At 45.6% G+C, this 22,265-nt stretch carries 22 protein-coding genes and 1 riboswitch; of the genes, 6 read left to right on the forward strand and 16 right to left on the reverse strand.

Going from position 1 to position 22,265, the window contains the following annotated elements:
• Positions 1–22 precede the first annotated feature (22 nt).
• Positions 23–961: an NADP-dependent oxidoreductase gene (locus J7I83_RS00100; protein WP_215098652.1), complete on the reverse strand. Its 939-nt coding sequence runs from the start codon at positions 959–961 to the stop codon at positions 23–25.
• Positions 962–1,643: 682 nt separating this feature from the next.
• Positions 1,644–1,687, forward strand: a riboswitch (PreQ1 riboswitch).
• 6 nt (positions 1,688–1,693) lie between these two features.
• Between J7I83_RS00100 and queC the strand changes: the two genes are divergently transcribed.
• Genes queC through queE form a run of 3 tightly spaced genes read left to right on the forward strand, consistent with a single transcriptional unit; the run spans position 1,694 to position 3,488 of the window.
• On the forward strand, positions 1,694–2,362 hold the full coding sequence (queC, locus tag J7I83_RS00105; protein ID WP_215098653.1) for a 7-cyano-7-deazaguanine synthase QueC: 669 nt from the start codon (positions 1,694–1,696) through the stop codon (positions 2,360–2,362).
• Positions 2,359–2,784, forward strand: coding sequence for a 6-carboxytetrahydropterin synthase QueD (gene queD / locus J7I83_RS00110; protein WP_215098654.1), 426 nt, complete (start codon positions 2,359–2,361; stop codon positions 2,782–2,784). Before queC ends, queD begins: the two co-directional genes overlap by 4 nt.
• Entirely contained in the window at positions 2,781–3,488 is a 708-nt protein-coding gene (gene queE, locus J7I83_RS00115; protein WP_215098655.1) for a 7-carboxy-7-deazaguanine synthase QueE, read from the forward strand. The genes queD and queE overlap by 4 nt, the downstream gene beginning before the upstream one ends.
• Before the next feature lie 156 nt (positions 3,489–3,644).
• Here queE and J7I83_RS00120 read toward each other — a convergent pair whose 3' ends face one another.
• The 13 genes from J7I83_RS00120 to ezrA form a co-directional block, all read right to left on the reverse strand.
• A complete protein-coding gene (locus J7I83_RS00120) occupies positions 3,645–3,986 on the reverse strand; it encodes a zinc ribbon domain-containing protein YjdM (protein WP_215098656.1) in 342 nt (113 codons plus the stop codon).
• 95 nt (positions 3,987–4,081) lie between these two features.
• Positions 4,082–4,501, reverse strand: coding sequence for a universal stress protein (locus tag J7I83_RS00125; protein ID WP_215098657.1), 420 nt, complete (start codon positions 4,499–4,501; stop codon positions 4,082–4,084).
• 141 nt (positions 4,502–4,642) lie between these two features.
• Positions 4,643–6,028, reverse strand: a complete 1,386-nt coding sequence (gene nhaC / locus J7I83_RS00130; RefSeq protein WP_215098658.1) for a Na+/H+ antiporter NhaC — start codon at positions 6,026–6,028, stop codon at positions 4,643–4,645.
• A 561-nt stretch (positions 6,029–6,589) separates the two neighbouring features.
• Positions 6,590–6,775, reverse strand: coding sequence for a hypothetical protein (locus tag J7I83_RS00135; RefSeq protein WP_215098659.1), 186 nt, complete (start codon positions 6,773–6,775; stop codon positions 6,590–6,592).
• 76 nt (positions 6,776–6,851) lie between these two features.
• Positions 6,852–7,775: a class I SAM-dependent methyltransferase gene (locus tag J7I83_RS00140; RefSeq protein ID WP_215098660.1), complete on the reverse strand. Its 924-nt coding sequence runs from the start codon at positions 7,773–7,775 to the stop codon at positions 6,852–6,854.
• A gap of 52 nt (positions 7,776–7,827) precedes the next feature.
• Entirely contained in the window at positions 7,828–8,334 is a 507-nt protein-coding gene (gene tpx, locus J7I83_RS00145) for a thiol peroxidase (RefSeq protein ID WP_215098661.1), read from the reverse strand.
• Between the two features lie 35 nt (positions 8,335–8,369).
• Positions 8,370–8,945, reverse strand: coding sequence for an RDD family protein (locus tag J7I83_RS00150; RefSeq protein WP_215098662.1), 576 nt, complete (start codon positions 8,943–8,945; stop codon positions 8,370–8,372).
• A gap of 12 nt (positions 8,946–8,957) precedes the next feature.
• On the reverse strand, positions 8,958–9,971 hold the full coding sequence (sppA, locus tag J7I83_RS00155; RefSeq protein WP_215098663.1) for a signal peptide peptidase SppA: 1,014 nt from the start codon (positions 9,969–9,971) through the stop codon (positions 8,958–8,960).
• 76 nt (positions 9,972–10,047) lie between these two features.
• Complete coding sequence (rarD, locus tag J7I83_RS00160) at positions 10,048–10,965, reverse strand: EamA family transporter RarD (protein WP_215098664.1); 918 nt, start codon at positions 10,963–10,965, stop codon at positions 10,048–10,050.
• A gap of 224 nt (positions 10,966–11,189) precedes the next feature.
• A complete protein-coding gene (gene mbcS / locus J7I83_RS00165) occupies positions 11,190–12,764 on the reverse strand; it encodes an acyl-CoA synthetase MbcS (protein WP_215098665.1) in 1,575 nt (524 codons plus the stop codon).
• Positions 12,765–13,061: 297 nt separating this feature from the next.
• A complete protein-coding gene (gene thiI / locus J7I83_RS00170; RefSeq protein WP_215098666.1) occupies positions 13,062–14,264 on the reverse strand; it encodes a tRNA uracil 4-sulfurtransferase ThiI in 1,203 nt (400 codons plus the stop codon).
• Positions 14,265–14,270: 6 nt separating this feature from the next.
• Positions 14,271–15,374 (reverse strand): cysteine desulfurase family protein, encoded by a 1,104-nt coding sequence (locus J7I83_RS00175; RefSeq protein ID WP_215098667.1) that lies wholly within the window; start codon positions 15,372–15,374, stop codon positions 14,271–14,273.
• 61 nt (positions 15,375–15,435) lie between these two features.
• Positions 15,436–17,139, reverse strand: a complete 1,704-nt coding sequence (ezrA, locus tag J7I83_RS00180; RefSeq protein ID WP_215098668.1) for a septation ring formation regulator EzrA — start codon at positions 17,137–17,139, stop codon at positions 15,436–15,438.
• A 154-nt stretch (positions 17,140–17,293) separates the two neighbouring features.
• On the opposite strand from ezrA, the gene hisJ reads away from it, so the two are divergent.
• Positions 17,294–18,094 carry a histidinol-phosphatase HisJ gene (gene hisJ, locus J7I83_RS00185; RefSeq protein WP_215098669.1) on the forward strand — a complete coding sequence of 267 codons (801 nt, stop codon included), beginning with the start codon at positions 17,294–17,296 and terminating at the stop codon, positions 18,092–18,094.
• Positions 18,095–18,226: 132 nt separating this feature from the next.
• Positions 18,227–18,706, forward strand: a complete 480-nt coding sequence (locus J7I83_RS00190; protein WP_215098670.1) for a GAF domain-containing protein — start codon at positions 18,227–18,229, stop codon at positions 18,704–18,706.
• A 72-nt stretch (positions 18,707–18,778) separates the two neighbouring features.
• On the opposite strand, the gene megL is transcribed toward J7I83_RS00190, so the two are convergent.
• A complete protein-coding gene (gene megL / locus J7I83_RS00195) occupies positions 18,779–19,987 on the reverse strand; it encodes a methionine gamma-lyase (RefSeq protein WP_215098671.1) in 1,209 nt (402 codons plus the stop codon).
• 329 nt (positions 19,988–20,316) lie between these two features.
• Between megL and rpsD the strand changes: the two genes are divergently transcribed.
• A complete protein-coding gene (gene rpsD, locus J7I83_RS00200; RefSeq protein WP_215098672.1) occupies positions 20,317–20,919 on the forward strand; it encodes a 30S ribosomal protein S4 in 603 nt (200 codons plus the stop codon).
• Positions 20,920–21,260: 341 nt separating this feature from the next.
• Here rpsD and J7I83_RS00205 read toward each other — a convergent pair whose 3' ends face one another.
• Positions 21,261–21,929 carry an STAS domain-containing protein gene (locus J7I83_RS00205; protein ID WP_251047359.1) on the reverse strand — a complete coding sequence of 223 codons (669 nt, stop codon included), beginning with the start codon at positions 21,927–21,929 and terminating at the stop codon, positions 21,261–21,263.
• Positions 21,930–22,265: the final 336 nt, after the last annotated feature.

The raw sequence follows: 22,265 nt of genomic DNA on the forward strand, positions 1-22,265 counted from the left end.
AAGGCTTTTTTTGTTGCCGTTTTTAATCTTTAACTTTAATGACGATTTTTCCACGGGCATGATGCGACTCGCTTAATTCATGGGCATCTTTTAATCCCTGCTCGGTAAATTCAAAAACATGGCCGATTGTAGGTTTCAGTTCACCCGATACGAATAGATGAGCCAAGTTCTGCAATTGCTCGCCATTCGGCTCCAGCCAAAAGTCACTGGCTTTTACACCATACTGCTCAGCTTTTTCAGCAGAAGGCTTTCCGGCAATAGAAATCAATTTCCCGCCTTTTTTCAGGACTTTAAAGCTTTTCTCCAAGACTTCTCCGCCCATCGTATCCAGAACTGCATCAAAATCCTCCAGCATTTCGCTGAAGTCCTCTTCGCTGTAATTGATGACCCGGTTCGCTCCCAGGGACTTGACCAGCTCATCATTTTTATCGCTTGCCGTTGTTGCTACATAGGCACCGATGCTGTTAGCGATTTGAATGGCCATGCTGCCAACGCCGCCCGCTCCGGCATGAATGAGTACCTTATCTCCCTTTTTCACTTCTGCAAAGCCGACGAGGCATTGATAAGCAGTCAACCCAGTCAATGGAATCGCCGCACCTTGCTCAAAAGACATGCTTTCGGGCATATGCGCAAGCAGGTCCGCCTCCACGGGAACGAATTCTGCATACGTTCCCTGCCGAGTCGTAGCTGGTCTCGCGAATACCCGGTCTCCTACTTTAAAGTGCTTAACATTTTTGCCGATTTCAGCAATCACTCCTGCTGCATCCCATCCTAAAATAATCGGAAATTCCCATGGCAGCATATCCTTCAGATACCCCTCACGTAATTTCCAATCAATCGGATTAATTGAAGTGGCATGGATTTCAACTAACGCCTGATTTTCATTAATGGTTGGTTTTTCCACTTCTCTTTCTTTCAATTGATCTTTTCCTCCGTAATTGTCGATGACTATCGCTTTCATCTCACATCTCCCCTTCCGTTATTATCAAACATACCCCTTTTGCAGAAATAATATTCCTTACTGAAAGTAAAAGAGCCCTTAGCAGCAGTTATTCAATTGCGTGCAGGATGGTATCCATTCCCGATTCAGGATTACAGCCCTCCAGGACATAGACCACCTCAGTTTCAGAAGACAAGATGACAATTGACTCTCACCTTCCCGTCACAACCTAGCCTGAACCGAATTGGTCTTCTGTCGAATCCTCCACCGATTCAATCCCACTGCAATCGTAAGACAGATCCTGATAGATCGGGCCCCTTCTATCGTATAGCTGATCACTCTGACAGCATCCTTTTCTCCACTCTCCATATTCTCATAAAAACGATACAAGTGCTCTTAATTGGTTACATCTCCATGTGAATTTTCGATGATGTCGCCTTCCTTGAACGATACCCGGTTGCACACGGTCCCCACTAAAAAATCAGCAGGATAAAGGCGACCTTTTTCATCTCCCTCCCGACTGTTTTCTGATTAGACGTATAAAGCTTTGGGAAATTACAGGTTTCGCTGGAAACCCTTGGGCCGAAAGATCTTTTTATAGAAATTAAAAGTGATAATGTTTCGAATACCGCCGATTTGCCGTATACACCCAAAGCCGATTGTTCCTGCTTGTTGTACAATATGTTATTATTAATGCTGTTCGCTTAAAGAGGTTCGCAAACTCCCTCTCTAAAAAACTAAGGAGTGTTATAGATGAAGAATGAAAAAGCGGTCATCGTTTTCAGCGGCGGCCAGGACAGCACGACTTGCCTATTTTGGGCCATCAAAAATTTCAAGGAAGTTGCAACGGTTACTTTTGATTATGGCCAGCGCCATTCGGCTGAAATCGACTGTGCCCGAAAAATTGCCGAAGAACTTGGCGTTTCGTTTAAGGTACTCGATATGAGCTTGATCAACCAACTATCCGCAAATGCCTTGACGCGGGATGATATTGAAGTATCTGCAGAAGCAGAAGGTGGATTGCCTTCGACTTTTGTGCCAGGCAGAAATCATCTATTTTTATCTTTTGCCGCAGTTTATGCGGATGCAATCGGTTCACGGCATTTGATCACTGGCGTCAGCCAAACAGATTTCAGCGGCTATCCTGATTGCCGCGATACCTTTATCCGCTCATTGAACGTTACCTTGAATTTGGCGATGGACAAGCAGTTTATCATCCATACCCCGCTGATGTGGCTGGATAAGGCTGATGTCTGGGCGCTCTCTGACACGCTCGGTGCGCTTGATTTTGTTCAGAAAAAAACATTGACCTGCTATAACGGCATCCCGAGCACCGGCTGCGGCGAATGTCCGGCCTGCAAATTGCGCAACGAAGGTCTTGCACGCTACCAGGCGAAAAAAATGGCGGGTGTTGTCGAATGATGCAGCAATTCTATCCGACAACCACCCACGATTTTCAGTTTGAACTCAATAAAGACCTGCATTTTTCCGCAGCACATTTCATTCCCAGCGAAGAAGCAGGAAAATGCCAGATGATGCATGGCCATACGTACCACCTCAACATCACCATCGCCGGCAATGAGCTCGATGAGACCGGTTTTTTGATTGATTTTAAATTACTGAAAAGATTGATCCATAAAAAATACGACCACAGCGTCTTGAACGACCATCCTGAATTCGTTAATAAGTTTCCGACTACTGAGCTTCTGGCCCAGCAAGTTTGGCAGTCGATTCAACATGTTTTGGAAACGAAAAGCAACCAACCACAGTGCCTGCAGGTCATCGTCCGCGAGACACCGACGAGCTATGTGGTATACCGTCCGCGAAAAGAGGACCTGTCATGAGAATTCCCGTAATGGAAATCTTCGGTCCGACTATACAAGGGGAAGGCATGGTCATGGGACAAAAAACCATGTTCGTGCGCACGGCAGGATGCGATTATTCCTGTTCCTGGTGCGATTCAAAATTCACCTGGGATGGCACAGGGACCAGCATCTCCAAACAGCCTGCTGAAATTGTCGAGGAGCTGATCCAAACCGGAGGCGTGGCATTTTCTCACGTCACCATCTCAGGCGGCAACCCCGCCCTCCATAAAGGCATCGGCGAATTGGTCGAGCTGTGCCATCAGCAGGGTTGGAAAATCGCTGTTGAAACGCAGGCCTCTATTTGGCAGGACTGGATGGTGGAAATTGATGACATCACCTTATCGCCAAAACCGCCCAGTTCTGGCATGAAGACGGATTTCGCCAAGCTTGATTTGTTTATAGAGAAACTGCAAAATGCCAATGTCAGCTTGAAAGTCGTGGTGTTTGATCTCGATGATTTCACCTATGCGGAAGGACTTCATCAGCGCTATCCGGCTGTCCCGTTCTTCCTGCAGACCGGAAACGAAGACACAGCGACAACAGATGATGCGCAGCTGGTTGCTGATTTGCTGCAGCGCTATGAGCAATTGATCGATTACCATGTGCGCTCCCCGATCATGAACGATGCCAAAGTTTTGCCGCAATTGCATACCTTGGTATGGGGCAATAAACGCGGCGTTTAAACGTCAATAAACCTATATTTCATTCGCCGGTGCTAAGCTAATTGTAACTTGCACGTGATTTAAATAATTAATTTTAAAGCTTAACTTATCCAGTTAACAAAAGCTGAAAGACCCCACTCAAACTTTTCCACTAAGTTTGGCTGGGGTCTTTTCACGTTAGGCTTTTTTAACAAATTCCGATTTCAGTTTCATGGCGCCAAAGCCATCAATTTTGCAGTCGATGTCGTGGTCACCTTCAACCAGCCGGATGCTTTTCACTTTCGTGCCAATCTTCAAAGTCGATGAACTGCCTTTGACTTTCAGATCTTTGATGACAGTCACTGCATCTCCGTCTTTTAAAGGCGTGCCATTGGCATCTTTGACAATTTTTTCTGCCGCCGTACTTTCGGCTTCAGCAAGCGGGCTCCATTCATGTGCACATTCGGGACAGACCAGCAGGCTGCCATCTTCATAGGTGTATTCAGAGTTGCACTCAGGGCAATTCGGTAAAGTTTCCATTTGTTTTTCCTCCAGCGGATCCTATGCTCTGTTAAGCAATTGGCAGACCGGTCTTTTTTTCCAGTATACCAAAACCGGCTGTTTCCGGGCAGGCTTTACTTTACGACCAGCACCGCACAATGAACCTGATTGACGACTTTGTGGCTGACGCTGCCCAACACTATTTCAGATATGGGATTCAACCCTCTGCTGCCAATGACCACCAGATCGAATTCCCCTTCATTTGCCATATCGATGATAACCGGTCCCGGCCGACCATGCATAACCTCTGTTTTGTAATAGATTTCTTCGCGGTCCAAAGCTTCTCTGATAGGTTGGATTTTTTTCTTTCGTGACAGTTCAAACTCTAACGAACCTCCGTCATGATATTTTTCATTGCTGTCTTCATCGAAATCAGAAACGTAAACCACTGTCACTTCAACGCCTTTTATCAAAGACGCTAGTTGTGCGGCCTGCTTGCCAGCCCGCATCGAATTATCTGAACCATCTACAGCTAATAAAATCTTTCGATACATTCCATCCACTCCTTCTAGTGTTTTTTCCGCGGCATAGCGGAAAATCTTCCATACTAGTACTATTCGACTTCCCTGTAAAATTTCCTTTATCTAAATAAAAACAGGCGATTACGAACATCACCTGTTTCTCTTTTAATAGTTTTATTTTGCTTGCTTATAGGTCAAGGTTTTACCAGTAAATCCAAACAACACAGTCAGTAATGGCGACAGCAGGCAGAAGAATGCGAATGGCAGGTATTCGAGCGTTGAAACGCCGATGACACCGGTGATAAAGATTCCGCAAACGCTCCAAGGCACAAGCGGGTTGACTACAGTTCCAGCGTCTTCCATCACACGGCTTAAGTTTTTGCCGGCAAGCCCAACTTTATCGTATGGTTCTTTAAATGCCTGTCCTGTCAGCAGAATTGACAGGTACTGCTCACCAATCAGGACATTGATGCCGATCGCAGTCAGTGCCGAAGCAGCAATGACTGATGATACTTTTTTCAGCAGGCTTTCCACTTTTGCCAGCAAACACTGGACAATGCCCAATGTGAAGAGCAGCCCACCCATGCTGAGCGCCAGCAGCACCAGTGCGACCGTGAACATCATGCTCTCCATTCCACCGCGCGTCAGCAGGGAATCGATTTCCTCGATGCCCGTCGTTGATACATAACCGCTGAACAGCACCGAGAATATCTCAGAAGCTGTTGAAGTTTGGTGCAAAAAAGAGATGATGATGGCCGACAGCGAACTTAATGCCAGCGTCAACAAAGCAGGCATTTTCATGATTGTCAGGAGGATGAGCACAACCAGAGGAATGATTGTGTACCAGTGGATCATGCCCGTAGCTGACAGCCCTTCTTTAAAAGCCGTTACGTCCTGAACACGTGCCCCTGCTGCTTCCGGGGAGAGCAATGCGAACAAAATCAAGGTTATCACAAAAGCAGGAATCGTTGTCCATCCCATGTTGCGGATGTGTTCGAACAGATCCACACCGACAATGGTCGAAGATAAGTTTGTCGTGTCCGACAACGGCGACATTTTGTCGCCAAAAAATGCGCCCGAAACAATCGCACCGGCTGTGATCGCCAATGAAAGATCCATCGCGGTCGCCATGCCGATAAAGGCAACACCAATTGTCGCAACGGTCGTCAATGAGCTGCCGATCGATAGACCGATCAACGATGTCACAACAAAGACGATGGCATAGAAAAACGTCATGGAAATGAGCGTAAATCCTGTGTAGATCAATGTCGGTATGGTGCCGCTGATCATCCAGCTGCTGATGAGCATGCCGATGAAGAAAAACAGGAAGACAGCACTCATCCCCGCACCTGCACCTTCAACCAGCCCTTTCTCCAATTCCCGGTAGGACACTTTCTTGAGAAATCCATAAACGAACAGCAGAAGAATCGAAAACAGGATTGGGATATGCGGAACCGATTCAAACCTGATGATGCTGACACTGATCACCAAGAAAATAGTGGCAGTTACAATAAAGGCTTCTAAAAACCTCGGGGTGATGATCGACTTAATGTTGTGCATAGTAAACTCTCCTTTTCTATAAAAAAAGAGAAAACCTCCCGCCCCAATAAAGGGACGAAGGTTTTCTCCGCTTTACCACCCAATTTAATGCTTTGACTGAACAAAACATCCACTCTTTTACGAAACGATCAAAACTGATGGCGTATTTCAACCCATTTGCTGCCTGAATTTACACCTGCCATCCAGTCTCTTGCTGCTGCGCACAAATTGCCTACTAAATCATCGATCGAATCAATTATAAAATAAATTGATAAACTAGCTTATTTAAAAGTATATTGAAATAGATTCTACCAGTTCTTCACGGCAAGTCAATACTTTTCAAGAAAATTTGATTTCACTCTATAAGTTTTTGCCAATAAGTCTGCACCACTCAAATCCGCACCGGCGCGCTTGCGCAGGAGCAATCGTCTTTGCTTTACCTAAAGTGGTTTATAAAATGATGATTCTTAAGTTCAAGTTATAATCACTTTAGAAAACTCCAAGCTTTTTTGCGCAAAGAAAAAGGCAGGGAATAGATCTCCCTACCTTTTCGTCAAATCTCCGTATGTGGGCAGTTGCTCTTTACGTACCCATTTTTCGGCGGTTATTGCTGACTTTCTTTGATTGCTGGCTCTTCATTTTTTTGGTCGACATTGAAGCATTGCCGCCAGATTGTTTGTCTCCAGCCTGGTTTTTCTTGGCTTCCAATTGGCGTTTTACGGCTTCCTGCAAACTGACTTTTTTTGGTGCTTCGTTTGACTCAGTCATTGCGCATCCCTCTTTTCATCAAAAAATAGTGCATATGGATGTTTTTATAGCTTTAGTATAGCATAAATCAGTCTATTTATTCCTTGTTTTCTTTAAACCATCCGGTAACCTGCGAAAAGAATTTAGACATGGATTCCGGCTTCGACATATTCGGAACGCGCGCCAATAAGACTTCTTTCGGCGCTTTGACGCCTTCCTGTTTTTTCTGCAATACCAGGATCCCTTTTGCATGAGCCGCGTTCTTGAACAGGCTTTCCGGCAATTCCATGACGGATTGGATGTGGGCATGTTTTTTCAGGAAGCTATGCAATTGGCTCGCATGTTCTGATTCAAACAAGGCTTTCGGGACGATGAAAAACAGGTAGCCGCCTTCAGCCGTGTGCTTCAGCGATTGCTCGATAAACAGATGGTGCGCATAGGTCATGCCTTCGTCCGCCTTCAATTCGTAAGTGGCCGCTGTTTCTTCGTCCGGGTAATAGCCCACCGGCAAATCCGAAACGACAACATCGACCGGATCGATCAATAAAGGCTGCAGGGCATCCTGCAGATAGAAGGTGATTGGCTGTTCGACCAAGTTGCCAGCGTTTGAAGCCAACCGGATCAACAGGTCGTCCAACTCTACGCCCGCTCCTGTCAAACGTCCATCCAGGTAATTCATGACCGTCAGCAACAGGTTGCCGGTTCCGACAGCCGGATCCAAAATGACTGCCTGTTCTTTTTTCACAAACAACTCCACCAGGTAGCCGACCAATAGGCCAAGCGCGTCCGGCGTGATTTGATGATGAGGCTGAACATGCTCTTTCATGCCTTTCAATACAGCCAGTTGAAGCGCTTTTCGGATATCTTCCTTGCTGGCTCCTGCTTCTGGTTTAATCAAACCATCCAACCAATTCTCAGTTGTTGTCAGCAGGCTCTCCAAATAAGCATTACCCTGCTCTTTCTGGATTTTTGTGGTGTGATTATCAATAAAATAAAAAGTCTTTTCCATCGTTGAATTCATGCATTCGCCGTCCTCAATAAGGAAACCCACTCTCTCGAGTGGGTTTCTTGTATTAGTTTGTTAATTCTTTTACTGCGTTCAATGCTTTTTCATAATCGGGGTGGTCTGTTCCTTCAGCAACGTATTCTACGTGCGCAACTTTATCGTTTTCATCTATAACGAAAATTGAACGGGCCAAAAGCCGAAGTTCATGCATCGTCACGCCGTAAGCTTCACCGAATGACAAATCCCGATGATCCGACAACGTAGTAAGTGCGTCTACTTTGTTGATTTCCGTCCAGCGCTTTTGAGCAAACGGCAGATCGGCTGAAATGGTCAATACGGATACATTGTCCCCTAAAGAAGCAGCTTCATCGCTGAAGCGTTTCGTCTGGTCTGAGCAGACACCGGTATCCAATGATGGAACCACGCTGATCAACCGGATCTTGCCAGCTGTATCTTTCAGTGTTACCGGTTTTAAGTCAGTCCATAAAACCGAAAATTCTGGAGCCTGATCTCCAACTTTCACTTCTTTATTTGGTAAAGTAACAGGGTTTTTCTTGAATGTGATTTGTACCAATCAAAACGCCTCCCTTTCATAGTCTCTTCATCATACTAAAAGGCTCGGGTCTCATGCAACCCAGACCCCTCTGGGCGTTTCTTCTGTACCAACTTATTTTTTCTGAAAGATTCTTCATGTACCACTGTCGTGTCCGCGATGTAATCGTGGATTCCCTGTTTTAACGGTGTAAAGCCGACAATCCAGTAAAGCGGCAGGATGGTCACTGAAAGGAAGCGACCGATCCATTCGCGGAACAGGATGGTCACCCATGAAATGTCATCCGATTTCAAGGATACGACACGAATCCCCATAATCATTTTTCCGACAGTCTGTCTCAAGAATTTTGTCATCACCACAAAATAGCTATAAAAGACGACAACTGACAAAATGGCATATGGCGCATACCAGGGAATGCCGCTTGTTTCCAGTCCGAGCAGCGCGAATAACGGCTTGATCAAAATCGATGTAAGCGCAGCAATGACCAGAAGATCGATCAAGTACGCCCAAAACCGCACCCAAAACCCAGCCGGTTTCCGTTCGTAAAAAAGCACTTCCTCGTAGCTCGGTGTTTCGGGACGATGTGGTGCGACTTGCACTTCTGCTGCTTTATTCGTTTCGTGGTCTGTCATCATGGTCCCTCCTTATTTATCACCGTATAAATACATCATACGCGGAGAACTGTATTCAGTAAGCATTTTCGTAAGCATCTGTGTCTCAAGATCGTTGCCGAAGAACGAATTCACTTTCATCGATAACAGTGAGCCCCATCCTTCTGAAGCACCATACTGGAATACTTCAGCATTGCCCAGGTCAAAATCGGTTTTCACCTGTTCGATGACATCTTCTTCAAATCCAAAATCATCCGCCAAATTAACTTCCACTGCTTGGCGGCCATTCATGACACGGCCATCTGCAACTGCTCTGACTTCATCCTCAGCCATGCCTCTGCCTTCTTCGATAACATCAACAAATGTTTCATACGAATCATCCAACATCTCTTGAAGAAGGGCACGCTCATCGTCTGTCATGTCGCGTGTTGGACTCATGATATCTTTGTAGGGTCCTGACTTGATGGTGACAAAATCCACACCGTAGCGCTCTGCCAGCTCGCCGTAATTGACGCTCTGCATGATGACCCCGATAGATCCTGTCAAGGTTTCCTCGTTAACAAAAATCTTTTCTGCCGGTGCGGCAATGTAATAGCCGCCCGATGCAGCTACTGCTCCCATTGAAACGTAAAATGGCTTTTCGGTTTCTTCCTGGATTTCAGTGATCTTGTCATAAATCTCTGCTGACTCCACTACCCCACCACCTGGTGAGTTTACTGTAAGCACGACGGCTTTAACAGTGGAATCCTCTTTGACGTTTTCCAATTGTTCCATGAAGAAAGAGTGATTATAACCGGTTGTTGCAAACAAAGGCAATGCCTCCCCAGTGTCCTGGATCACCCCATCCACATTTAAAACTGCCACGCGGTTATCAAAATCTCCATCTTCGATCACAACTTCCGAGATACTTGATTGAGTAGTCGCCATCAATTCATTAACGCTTTCACCGAATCCGCTTTGAAGAAAAGTAAATGCTGAGTTGATGACCAATGAAATTCCCAATACCGCTGCAGCCACTACTAAAGCGATCCATCGTTTTGTGTTCATTTGTGCAATTCCCTCCTTGGTTTCTACTCTTTACTATACGGGAAACTCTGGCAAATGTTTCATCAGAAAAGAAAACTTACACCGAAACTTTTCGGTTGGCCTTTCGAATGCCGCGAGCCTCTAAAAATTTCGAGGAAGTGAATAATATCAATGCACTCCAAATCAACGAAAAAGAGATTCCATCTACAACATCAAAGGCCTCGCCATAAATGAAAACTCCAATCAACAGCATCAGCGAAGGAGCGATATACTGGAGAAAACCGATCATGTACAGCGGGATTAACGGCGTGCCGATGGCAAACAGCAGGAGTGGCAAAGCAGTAATCAGTCCGCTGGCGATCAGCAGAACATCCGTCGGCAGCCCTGTCTGCAGAAAAGACACGCGGTCAATCGACATCAGATAGACATAATACGCGATGGCGATCGGGAAAACGAATAAGGTTTCAATTGCCAATCCGCGCAGGGCATCCAATCGAATCGTTTTCTTGATCAAGCCATAAAAAGCAAAGCTGAAGGCCATCCCGAGTGCGAGCCACGGCAAAGAACCGAAAGAAAAAGTTAAAATCAAAACACCTGTTGCTGCTAAAAGAAAGGCCACTTTAATCGCCGGGGATAATTTCTCCTTCAGGAAAATCGCACCCAATAGCATCGAAATCAACGGATTGATGTAATAACCCAGACTCGTTTCGACAATCCGGTCACTAGAGACTGCATAAACGTACAAAAACCAATTCACGGAAATCAGAAAAGATGCCAACATCAATAGGAAGAACTTTTTCTTGGAGGTCCAAAGCATTTTCAGATCAAGCCACAACTGCCTGCCTCCGTTTAAGAGAAGAATAAAGGCGAGGGTAAATAAGAAAGACCATATAATTCTTCCTGCCAGAATTTCATCTGCTGGAACATGATCGATCTGCTTCCAGAAAATCGGCATGAACCCCCATAATGTATACGTTAAAATAATGACCAAAACACCTTTTTTAGAATCTGTCATCCTGCATCGCGCACCATTCTCTATATATTTTGTATTTCGAAATAACAGTCTAATTATAGGCTGATGTTGCGCGTAAAGTAAATAAAGAGAAACTCCCACGAACTGCGGAATTGGCGCCCGAAGGAACATTAAAATAAAGCAAAAGAAAAACAGCCGGTCATGAATCGCATCGGAGTTGTCTAATGAGTCCAACAATTCCGGTGCAGGCCATTTTCCGGCTGCGGTCATTTCTTAAGAATTTCCTGATGGCGCAACTCCACACGCCGGATTTTTCCGGACGCCGTTTTCGGCAATTCCGTAGGGAAATCGATGGCACGTGGGTATTTATATGGCGCGGTCAATTTTTTAACGTGATCCTGCAGGTTTTTCACCAATTCATCTGATGCAGGGTGGCCTTCTACCAAAACCACGAAGGCTTTGACAATCGTGCCACGTATTTCGTCGGGCGCTCCGATGACTGCACATTCCTGGACAGCTGGATGTTTGACAAGGGCGTCTTCCACTTCGAACGGACCAATCGTGTAACCGGAAGAAATGATGATGTCGTCTCCGCGGCCTTCAAACCAGAAATAGCCATCCTCATCCTTCGAAGCTTTATCACCCGTCACGTAATAGTCTCCGCGGAACTGCATCTTGGTGCGCTCCGGATCTTTGAAGTATTCCTTGAACAAAGCCGGCGTCTCAATATGGACCGCAATGTCCCCAACTTCACCGGCAGCACACGGACCGCCAAAATCATTGATGATTTCCACACGGTTGCCCGGTGTCGGTTTGCCCATGGAGCCGATGCGGGCTTCCATACCTTTCATGACACCGACAAGCAAGGTATTTTCCGTCTGGCCATAACCATCCCGAACTTCGAGATTGAAATTTTCCTGGAAGACATTGATCACTTCCGCATTGAGCGGCTCGCCGGCCGATACAGCGCTGTGCAGGACGGACAAGTCATATTTCGCTAAATCTTTTTGCTTCGCCATGATGCGGTATTCTGTTGGGGTACAGCACAGCACATTGATGTTGCGTGTTTCCAGCAGTTCCAGATACACAGCGGGATCGAATTTGCCATTGTAGACAAAGCCGGTCGCTCCACTGCCGAGCGTTGCCAGGAATGGGCTCCAAATCCACTTCTGCCAGCCAGGACTCGCTGTTGCCCAGACCACATCCCCTTCCTTCGCTCCAAGCCAATGCTCAGCGGACGTGCGCAGATGTGCATATGCCCAGCCGTGGCTGTGTATGGCACCTTTTGGATTGCCGGTGGTTCCTGACGTATAGGAAAGGAATGCCATATCGTCTTTTTTTGTCGGTGCTGCTATGTATTCAGTGGAAGCGGATGCCATTTCATCCAATAAAGAAATCCAAGTCTGATCGGATTGGCCGATGACAAATTTGACGACATTGTCCATTTCCTTGACGCCTTTAAATTGGTCCATAAACGGTTCATAAGCGATTACCGCTTTGGCATCGCTGTGGTTCAGTCGATAAGCAATGTCTTTTGCGCGAAGCATTTCAGAGCTTGGAATAACGGCCAACCCTGCTTTCAAGGCGCCAATATAGGCAACATATGCCTCAATCAAACGCGGCACCATCACCAGCACCACATCGCCTTTTACAAGACCTGCTTTCTCAAAGCTATTGGCCGCCCGGTTTGCACGCTGCATCAACTCATCATAGGTAACCTGCTGCTTTTCACCTTTATCATTTTCCCAGAGAATCGCAAGCTTTCCGTCCCCTTTAGCGTATCGCTCAATTTCCTCCACCAGGTTATACGAATCCGGTGCTATTAATTCTTCTCGTTTCACAATAGTTTCCTCCCTGCAGATGGTGTAATTATTATACTCCTATCATTATACAGCAAATTTTTAAGTATTCATATTATTTCCTATAGTCGGACTACTGTGCGTGGCAGAAAACAGGAGTGGTGGGTTCAAAAAGAAAAACCCATTGAGAAACCTCAGTCCCACTTGTAGAACAACTATCTTTTAATCATTTCTACCAAAGGCGCTCCGAAGCGGCTTACAGAAAGCAACTATCACTACTATGCAAAACTCTTCCCTATATAAAACAGGAAAGAGCCGCCTTGTTGGGCGGCTCAATAATTATAATAGATCTACAAACTGATCTACTTTGACACGTGGGAACTTGATGATTTCCCGCTCTGCCACAGCTTCTTCGATCAACTCATCGAACGAAACAAAGTTCTCATAATACTCTACTTTTTCAAGCTTTGGTTTAATTTTCGGATTTGCCGGCGTGAAGATTGTGCAGCAATCCTCGAACGGCCGGATGGAAATCTCATAGGTCCCGATCTGCTGTGCCGTATCGATGATGGCCAACTTATCCGTCGCGATCAGCGGACGCAGCACCGGTGTATTCGTCACGGCGTTGATGGCCTGCAGGCTTTCCAAAGTTTGGCTCGCAACCTGCCCCAGGCTTTCGCCGGTGATAATGGCGCGGCAATTGGTTTCAGCCATCACAAGATCTGCGACGCGCATCATCATTCGGCGGGTAGAGGTCATGGTGATATTGTCCGGCACCTGCTTATGAACTTCCTGTTGCAGCTTGGTGAACGGAATAATGTGCAGATTGACGGATGAACCGAACTGCGACAGCTTTTCTGCCAAGTCAAATACTTTTTCCTTGGCACGGTCATTGGTGAACGGTGGACTGAAGAAATGGATCAATTCCAGACGGACGCCGCGTTTCAGCATATGGTAACCCGCAACTGGACTGTCCAAGCCACCAGACAGCATCAACAAAGCCTTTCCGCCAGCTCCTACAGGCAAGCCGCCAGCCCCTTGAATAACTTCTGCCATCATATAGACCGCTTCTTCCCGCACTTCCACTTTCAAGTCGATTTCCGGATCTTTCATCTGAACCTTCAAACTCGGAAAAATTCTCAATACATGAGAGCTCAGTTCTTTCATGATTTCCGGCTTTTCATGCGGAAACTCTTTGAAGGGCCGTTTGACAGACACCTTAAAGCTTTTGTCGGTATCCTGGATTTTGGCGATCACTGATTCCGCTGTTTTTTTCATTGCTTCAAGGTCCAACTCACATGCAGTCACCGGGCTGAATGATTGGATGCCGAACACATGCGGCAAACGCTCAATCACTTGTGCCAGTTCCTGTTCGCTGTCTGATGTGATAAACATCCGATCGCGTTCCGCTTTGATTTGGATATGTTCCAAATCGGAAAAGGTTTGTCTGACATTGTCTCGCAGCCGTCCGATAAACGAACTCCGGTTTTTACCTTTTGTTGATAACTCGCCGTAACGCACGAGGATTTGATTGGTTTTCATAGTAGGTTAAACTCCTTTTATGGTGCGGTAGACCCGCTGAAATGCGCTTTGCAGTGCGATAATATCCTGTTCTTCGGTAAATGCCCCAAAACTGATTCGCATGACGCCATCCTTGAATTCACGCGGCAGGCCGATCGCTCCGATAACGTGGCTCGTGTCGCCGTTTTTTGATGAACAGGCGCTGGAAGTGGAGACGATGACCGACTCTTTTTGCAGGCCTGATACGAGAATCTCTCCTTTTACTCCTTTAACCGCCACCGCTAAAATATGTGGTGCCGCATCTTTAGGACTGACGACTTTTACGCCATTGAACTCCGAAAAGAATCCACGCAGCCTTTGGTTCCATGTCAGATGCAACGGGTTCGGTTGCGCTAATCTCAGTGCTTTCGCTAAAGCGACTGCATTCGCTACGGAAACGGTACCGCTCCGGATTCCCGATTCCTGGCCACCTCCATATTGAATGGCCTGCAACTGGACTCCTGAATACGCCAATAGCCCACTACCTTTCAAACCATGGATTTTATGCCCCGATATGGACAACAAATCTGGCATGGCCGCTGGGTCGAAGACCAGCTTGCCGATGCTTTGGACTGCATCTACATGAAAGAAGATGCGCCGCTCCTTCAGGAGAACCGCAATTTCCGCAATGGGATGGACGGTACCAATTTCATTATTGATGTGCATGAGCGACACCAGAATCGTATCGCTTTGAAGGGCATTCTTCAACTCATCAACATCAATCGCTCCTGATCGGCTGACAGGAAGACGTGTCACGCTAAAGCCTTCCTGCTCCAATGCAGCAAGGCTGTTCAAGACGGAGGGATGTTCTGTTTGGGCCGTTACGATATGCTTGCCTCGGTGCTGATAGCTTCGTGCTGTGCCGATCAAAGCCAGGTTGTTTGCTTCTGTTCCACCGGAAGTGAAAACGATCTCTTCCATGTACAATCGTTCTTTCAGCTGGTTGCGTGCGGTTTCCAGCAAATCCTCTGCCTGGTTGCCGAGTACATGGAGCGACGATGGATTAGCATAAAATCGTTCATTGGCTGCCACAAAGGCATCGAGCACTTCTTTTCTCGGCCGGGTTGTCGCGCTGTTGTCCAGATAAATCATTTTTCCACCTCCGAAAAGAAAACCACCAGCTCGTTCGCTGGTGGTTTTACATTTTGTTTTTTTAAATGCGCCAAGCGTCTTCTTTGACCAGCACTTCGATGCGCTTCATCGAACCAGGTTCAAAGTTTTCGACTGCAGTTGCTGCTTCTTCCAATGCTTTTGTATACCGAAGCTGACGGAATGATTCTTCCGCTTCTCCCAGCTTGGCATCCAATTGAAGATTGGATTTGCGGTAACGGTTGCCGTATTGAATGATGCGTTCAATTAACAACACGTTTTCAACTGTTTCAATCGCTTTTGCATGGACCTCATCAATGCTTTTTTCAGCTTGCTCCAAATAATTATGGACCAGCTTAATATTTAATGGCACTTCACGCAAAGTCTGCATGGTAACAAAAAGATGTTCTTCTGCTTCTTCAAGGCGCACATCCATATCTTCCGGAATGCCGGGAATATTGGCTTTATGCAGAATGCGATCTGTTTCCTGCAATTTGCGTTTCAATTGCTCCACTTTGGCACGCGCATTATTTTCTTCAATGCGAAGGCCCTTCAGTGCAGTCATGAAATCAATTTGTGTTGAATCGACAATCGACAGATCTTCACGAATGTGAAGCAATTCCTCTTGAAGACTTGAATACGCTGATTGATCTTCTTCCAGACGTGAGCGAAGCAGATCGTAGCGTTTCGCTAATTGCTCCATCTTATCCATACAGGACTTCGGAATAGCCGCTTCGCTTTCGCTGATTTTATAGCTGTGCTGAACGTATCTGCATTCTTCTGCCATTTCCGTTGTATCCCGTGCCACAACTTCCAAATGGCGCTCTGTATCCACACGGAATTCATCCACGTAATGCTTCGCTTCCACTTCTTTTTCCAGAAGCTCATAAAACGAATCAATCTGGTCTTTGATTTTTTCAACTGCAACTTTCGTTTGTTCGATCTCAAGTTGTGCGATGTTCGTTTTCAGCACTTCCAGCTCTTCTTCCATCTCATCCAGCTGAAGTGTCAACTCCAAATGCCCAAGGTAATAAGACTGCTCTTCCATTTCGTTCTTGCCTTGTCGAAGTTCAGCAATATAAGAAGGGATTTTTGTCTGGACATCAGCCAATAATGGCGGAATGTCATCAACCAATAGAAATGCTTCTTCGCCTTCAGCTGATAAGCTGATGACAATTTCACGGGCTTTTAAGTAATTGCCTTCATTGGTCAATTTCTCGTATTCATCAAACATCGGAATGAAGGATTCAAGTTTTTTCTCGAGTGGTTCGGCTGCAGCGCCATAAGAATGTTGGTGAGCCAGCAGGTTTTTGCGAGCACGGCGGTATTTTTCCTGGATCAGATCAATTTCACTGCGATTTTTCTCTTCGCTGCCGATCAATTCTTCCAGTTCAACCAGGATGGTGTTCATCTGTTGATCCACACTATCGATTTTCACTTCGGTTTCCTGTTCAAGCTTTGTCGCTTTGCTGAATCTGAAACGGTTGATTGCTTCTTCAGCATCGTATAAGGAAGCATCGATTTTTGGAATATGCACATCCATGATTTCAGTCCACACGTTGCGCCAGCGTTCGAACATTTCCTCCGTCTGGCCGTTCATGTTCAATTGTTTCACTTTTGTCAGTTCTTCAAGTATCGGTTTATTTTGTATTTGCAGTTTTAATTGTTCTAAGCGCTCAATTTCAGCCAAATGTTTTTTGCGAAACATAAAGCCTAAGATCATTATCGCTAATAGAATGATGACCGCAATGATGATATACTCCATCATAAGTCACATAGCCCCCTGTTCCAAAATCACATTACCAGTTATACGTAAATGTATTCATGATTCTTTTATTTTAACATGTATTCTAATCTTATGTTTGCCAAATTAGAAGAAAAGCGATTATATTTTTTAATAGACAGAAAAGAGGATGGCTTATATGAAACGAGATGGTCATATTCATACGCATTTTTGTCCTCACGGGACAAAAGACTCAACAGAATTTTATATTGAAAAAGCAATCAAGTCCGGGTTTACGGATATTTCTTTTACTGAACACGCTCCCCTTCCGCATAATTTCACGGACCCCACACCCATGAAAGACAGCAGCATCAGGATGGACCAGCTGTCTCCTTATATGCAGGAAATTAACCGGTTAAAAGCTGTGTATCAAAAGGATATCCGTATTCGGGTCGGATTGGAAGTCGACTTTATTGCAGGATATGAAAAAGAAACAAAATCTTTTCTAGATGAAATCGGTCCTGCTCTCGACGATGCCATTTTGTCAGTCCATTTTCTCCAAGTCGGCAACCAGTATTACTGTGCCGATTACAGTAAGGAAGTATTTGCGGAACTGGCTGCTGCAAGCGGTTCTGTCGAAGCCGCCTATCAGCTTTATTATGATACGGTGGAAGCTTCCATTCAGGCAGACCTGGGGCGATTCAAACCAAAGCGAATTGGCCATCCGACTTTGATCCACAAATTCCAGTTGACACACGGAGAAAAAATCGACGACAGCGCACAGATTCGGCACGTTCTGGATTTAATGGAGAAAAACGGCTGCGAACTTGATGTCAACGGAGCAGGTTTCTCGAAGCCCGACTGCCTGGAAGCCTATCCACCGGCGCCTTTTATCGAATATGCGAAATCGCTAGGCATTCCACTCATCTTCGGCTCGGACGCCCATAATGTCAATGGCTTGCATAAGCATTACGAGAAAATTTATACTTATCTGAGTTGAACCGATTATTTTAAGGAATTAGATTTTTGCGTTTCCGTTACACCCACCACCTATGAATCTCTTTTTTAAAAGAGCAGGTGTCTTTTGAATACAGGATCAGATCAAACTCAAAACGAAATGAGGGAATTATTCATGTTTACACAAACGGATTACAGCGGCAGCAGTTTAGAACAATACACTTTGCTTTCAAAGCAATTGGATGCTTTATTGGAAGGTGAAAACAATAGTATCGCTAATCTGAGCAACGCTTCAGCTTTGCTCAACCAGTTTCTTGAACGTACCAACTGGGTCGGATTTTATTTGATGGAGAATGGCGAGCTTGTACTGGGTCCTTTTCAGGGTCTTCCGGCTTGCGTCCGGATTCCGGTTGGCAAAGGCGTATGCGGGACAGCCGTTTCCGATAAAAGAACTATGCTGGTAGAAGACGTCCAGGCATTTCCTGGCCATATCGCCTGTGATGCAGCATCCCGTTCTGAAATTGTCATTCCGCTTATGAAAGAAGACCAGGTGATCGGTGTTCTCGATATCGACAGCCCGGAACTAAACCGTTTCACAAAAGAAGACCAGCAAGGTCTCCAACTTTTCACTGACGTTTTAATGAAGCATTTATAAAATAGGAAGACCCGGAACTCGAATTTCGAGTTCCGGGTCTTTTTTTATAGGCAATCGTTCAGCTTTCTCCTATCATATTTTCTGAAGTTTCGGTTTCACATGGTTGAATGCTTTGTTTAAATCATCGATCAAGTCGTCCACATGCTCCAAACCGACCGACAGCCGAAGTAAAGAGTCGCTGATGCCCATCGCATTCCGGCTTTCGTCGGGCACAACCGCGTGGGTCATCGTTGCCGGATGCTGAATCAATGTTTCTGCATCGCCCAGGCTGACCGCGATTTTGATGAGCGACAAAGCATTCAAAAAGGCTTGGGCTTCTTTTTTTCCTCCATCGATTTCAAAAGAAATCAATCCGCCCCCTTGCCGCATCTGCCGCTTGGCGATTCTTACCTGTGGATGTTCATCATCGTAAGGATAGTAAATCTTCTTAACCAGCTCCTGCTGTTTCAGGAAATTGAGCACGGCTTTAGCATTGGCGACATGACGGTCCATCCGCACATGCAGGGTTTTCAGCCCTCTCAACAACAACCATGCATCAAAAGGCGACATGATTCCGCCAACATCTTTTTGCACCGTCATCCGGATATGCTGCATTTCATCTGCGTCATGCCCCACCAAAACCCCACCGACCACATCCCCATGGCCATTCAGGTATTTGGTCGCACTGTGCAAAACAAAATCCGCTCCCATCCGCAATGGATTTTGCAGATAAGGCGAACAGAAGGTATTGTCCACGACCACTCGAATATTGTGCTTTTTCGCTACCGCCATGACCGCTTCCAGATCAACAAGCTCCATCGTCGGATTGATCGGCGTTTCCACATAGATGCAAACCGTTTCCGGCCTGATCGCCTTCTCTACTTCCTGTTCGGTTGTCATGGAAACAAGATCATGCGTAATTCCGTACTTTTCTTCCATGATTTCAAGCAACCCGAAGGTGCAGCCATAAATCCCCCTCGAACAAAGTACATGATCACCCGCTTTGGTCAAATAAATCAAAATGGCGCTAACCGCAGCCATTCCTGAACCGAAAGCGAGTGCACCCTGGCCTCCTTCGATTTCCGTCATCCGTTCCTCCAGCACACGGACCGTGGGATTGCCGAGACGCGAATAGATATTGCCTTCACAGTTTCCCGCAAACCGGTCTTCCCCCTGCTCCGCGTTGGCAAACGAATAAGTCGAGGTCTGATAAAGCGGCGTAACTAGACTATCGTGATGATTTGTGCTGTCGTAGCCTTTGTGAATGACCGCTGTTTCAATATTCATTTCTTTTCCTTTCATAAAACCACCCCTTAACCAAAATAGAAAGCGCTTACATAACACCTTGATTTCATTTTACCTTGAACTGTGTAAAAAAGAAAGCCGTCACTTTCTGCCAGCATCTGCGGATCTTTGTTGACTTAAGGTTCCAAAATCAGTTATACTATGCTTTGTGTAAAATAATCGCAGCAGTTGTATGTGCGTGTTCGTCCATTTTATTCCTCATAGCAGGTGTATCGTGTAACTCTTTGGCTGCTGAGCGAAGGTACAAGAATATAAAATGGCTTGCAGCATGAATGCATCTGGTTTTTATTTTACTCTAAAAACCAAAAACAGAGGAGGAGACTTATATGTCTCGTTATACAGGTCCATCATGGAAACTGTCACGCCGCTTGGGAATTTCCCTTACAGGCACAGGTAAAGAATTAGAAAAACGCCCTTACGCACCAGGTCAACACGGTGCTAACCAACGCAGAAAAGTTTCTGAGTACGGTTTGCAACTTCAAGAAAAACAGAAGCTACGTTTCATGTACGGAGTAACCGAACGCCAGTTCAAAACTTTGTTCAACAAAGCCGGCAAAATGACTGGTAAGCACGGTGAAAACTTCATGATCCTTCTTGAAGCTCGCCTTGATAACGTTGTTTATCGCTTAGGCCTTGCGCGCACTCGTCGCCAAGCTCGCCAAATCGTAAACCACGGCCACATCCTTGTTGATGGCAAACGCGTTGACATTCCGTCATTCAGCGTGAAACCAGGACAAACAATTGCTTTCCGTGAAAAATCAAACAACCTTGATGTAGTAAACGAAGCAATCGAAGTAAGCAACTTTGTTCCTGAATACGTAACTATCGATACTGATAGCAAAACAGGAACATTCGTACGCCTTCCAGAGCGCAGCGAATTGTCTGCTGAAATCAACGAACAATTGATCGTTGAGTACTACTCACGTTAATTGAAAAATTTCGTAAACAGTAGTACCGAAAACCCTCGAAACCTTGTTAATTCAATGGTTTCGAGGGTTTTTTGTTTACTTCTCTCTTACCTAACGAAATTTTTGAGTTCTGCAAACAAACTATTGGATTCCGCAAACAAACCGGTTTATTCCGCAAATAAAATCTGGATTCCGCAAACAAGTCTAACTTTTCCACAAACAGACAGCTAGATTGATGAAACACATCTCCCTGCCTCTTGATTAGCAAGTCAAAACTTTCGAACTCTCAACTAGATGCAGTATATTAAACAAAAAATTCCCGGAGCCAGTTAACTCCGGAAATTTTTTGTTTAACTTTTTGTTCAGACCAAGTGGATCCTGTTTTGCTTTAACGCCTGAGCGATGGTGCTGTAGACTTCTATATCGACAAACTTGATACCTAATTGCACAGCTGTTTGGGCAATGACAGGGCTGATGCCGGATAAAGCCACGTGGACTCCGATAATTTCCAACCCTTTGATCAATTGGAAAACTTGCTGAGCAACCATCGTGTCTATAAGTGGCACACCGGACAGATCAATGAACAGTTTCTTCAGGTCGTGTTTGGAGCTTTGAGCCAACGCTTTTTCAAACATGATCTCTGCCCGGTGCGGCGTGATTTCTCCGATCAATGGCAGCATGCCGATTTTTTCAGCCAGCAAGATAACCGGTGCACTCATTTCCACAATCATCTGCTGCTGGGAATTCATCCGCTTCTCTGCAGCTTTGGAATTCTTGTCTGGAAACTCAACAATAACTTTACTGATTATCTGAACAACCGCTTTTGTCCATTCCACCAGCTTTTCATGGCTGATTTGCTCTTTACGGCTTAAGACGTATGCTCCGATTTCATCCAAATACTGCTGCTGCGCACGGAAAAATTCCTCGATAACGTCCACAATCGGCGTATCCAGATGGGCTTCGTCTTTGGCAATCGTTTCTATCCAATCCCGAAAGCCCGCTGTAAACTCATGATTATCCTTTTGGAACATGGCGCAAAAGCGAAGATGGAACTCATGATTCTATTTTTTTAGTAGCGCCACTTTATTGGGGTCGGTCGAGCCGTAGACTCCAGCTTTATTTTTATCCAATGACGAATACCAATCCTCCGTCATCTTCCAGGTTCGTGCGTTTAAGTACTCATACAAGTCTTGGTCTTTCAACATTTAACGGCCATTGCATCAAAACGGCAAATAATCCTTGCTGTTGATAGTTTTTGCAAGTTCTTACAGCCTGTTGGCAATGGCTTCATCCCGCTCTCACTTATAATTTCACTCCAGCCGAAAGCTGACTGAATTGCATTAACTTCTGTTTTCAGCACTCACTGC

Source organism: Planococcus sp. ISL-110 (assembly GCF_018613575.1).
GTDB lineage: Bacteria > Bacillota > Bacilli > Bacillales_A > Planococcaceae > Planococcus.

Coding starts and splice junctions, on each gene's coding strand:
- J7I83_RS00100 (WP_215098652.1), bottom strand. CDS start 961: ATGAAAGCGATAGTCATCGACAATTACGGAGGAAAAGATCAATTGAAA.
- queC (WP_215098653.1), top strand. CDS start 1,694: ATGAAGAATGAAAAAGCGGTCATCGTTTTCAGCGGCGGCCAGGACAGC.
- queD (WP_215098654.1), top strand. CDS start 2,359: ATGATGCAGCAATTCTATCCGACAACCACCCACGATTTTCAGTTTGAA.
- queE (WP_215098655.1), top strand. CDS start 2,781: ATGAGAATTCCCGTAATGGAAATCTTCGGTCCGACTATACAAGGGGAA.
- J7I83_RS00120 (WP_215098656.1), bottom strand. CDS start 3,986: ATGGAAACTTTACCGAATTGCCCTGAGTGCAACTCTGAATACACCTAT.
- J7I83_RS00125 (WP_215098657.1), bottom strand. CDS start 4,501: ATGTATCGAAAGATTTTATTAGCTGTAGATGGTTCAGATAATTCGATG.
- nhaC (WP_215098658.1), bottom strand. CDS start 6,028: ATGCACAACATTAAGTCGATCATCACCCCGAGGTTTTTAGAAGCCTTT.
- J7I83_RS00135 (WP_215098659.1), bottom strand. CDS start 6,775: ATGACTGAGTCAAACGAAGCACCAAAAAAAGTCAGTTTGCAGGAAGCC.
- J7I83_RS00140 (WP_215098660.1), bottom strand. CDS start 7,775: ATGAATTCAACGATGGAAAAGACTTTTTATTTTATTGATAATCACACC.
- J7I83_RS00150 (WP_215098662.1), bottom strand. CDS start 8,945: ATGACAGACCACGAAACGAATAAAGCAGCAGAAGTGCAAGTCGCACCA.
- sppA (WP_215098663.1), bottom strand. CDS start 9,971: ATGAACACAAAACGATGGATCGCTTTAGTAGTGGCTGCAGCGGTATTG.
- rarD (WP_215098664.1), bottom strand. CDS start 10,965: ATGACAGATTCTAAAAAAGGTGTTTTGGTCATTATTTTAACGTATACA.
- thiI (WP_215098666.1), bottom strand. CDS start 14,264: ATGAAAACCAATCAAATCCTCGTGCGTTACGGCGAGTTATCAACAAAA.
- J7I83_RS00175 (WP_215098667.1), bottom strand. CDS start 15,374: ATGATTTATCTGGACAACAGCGCGACAACCCGGCCGAGAAAAGAAGTG.
- ezrA (WP_215098668.1), bottom strand. CDS start 17,139: ATGATGGAGTATATCATCATTGCGGTCATCATTCTATTAGCGATAATG.
- hisJ (WP_215098669.1), top strand. CDS start 17,294: ATGAAACGAGATGGTCATATTCATACGCATTTTTGTCCTCACGGGACA.
- J7I83_RS00190 (WP_215098670.1), top strand. CDS start 18,227: ATGTTTACACAAACGGATTACAGCGGCAGCAGTTTAGAACAATACACT.
- megL (WP_215098671.1), bottom strand. CDS start 19,987: ATGAAAGGAAAAGAAATGAATATTGAAACAGCGGTCATTCACAAAGGC.
- rpsD (WP_215098672.1), top strand. CDS start 20,317: ATGTCTCGTTATACAGGTCCATCATGGAAACTGTCACGCCGCTTGGGA.
- J7I83_RS00205 (WP_251047359.1), bottom strand. CDS start 21,929: ATGTTCCAAAAGGATAATCATGAGTTTACAGCGGGCTTTCGGGATTGG.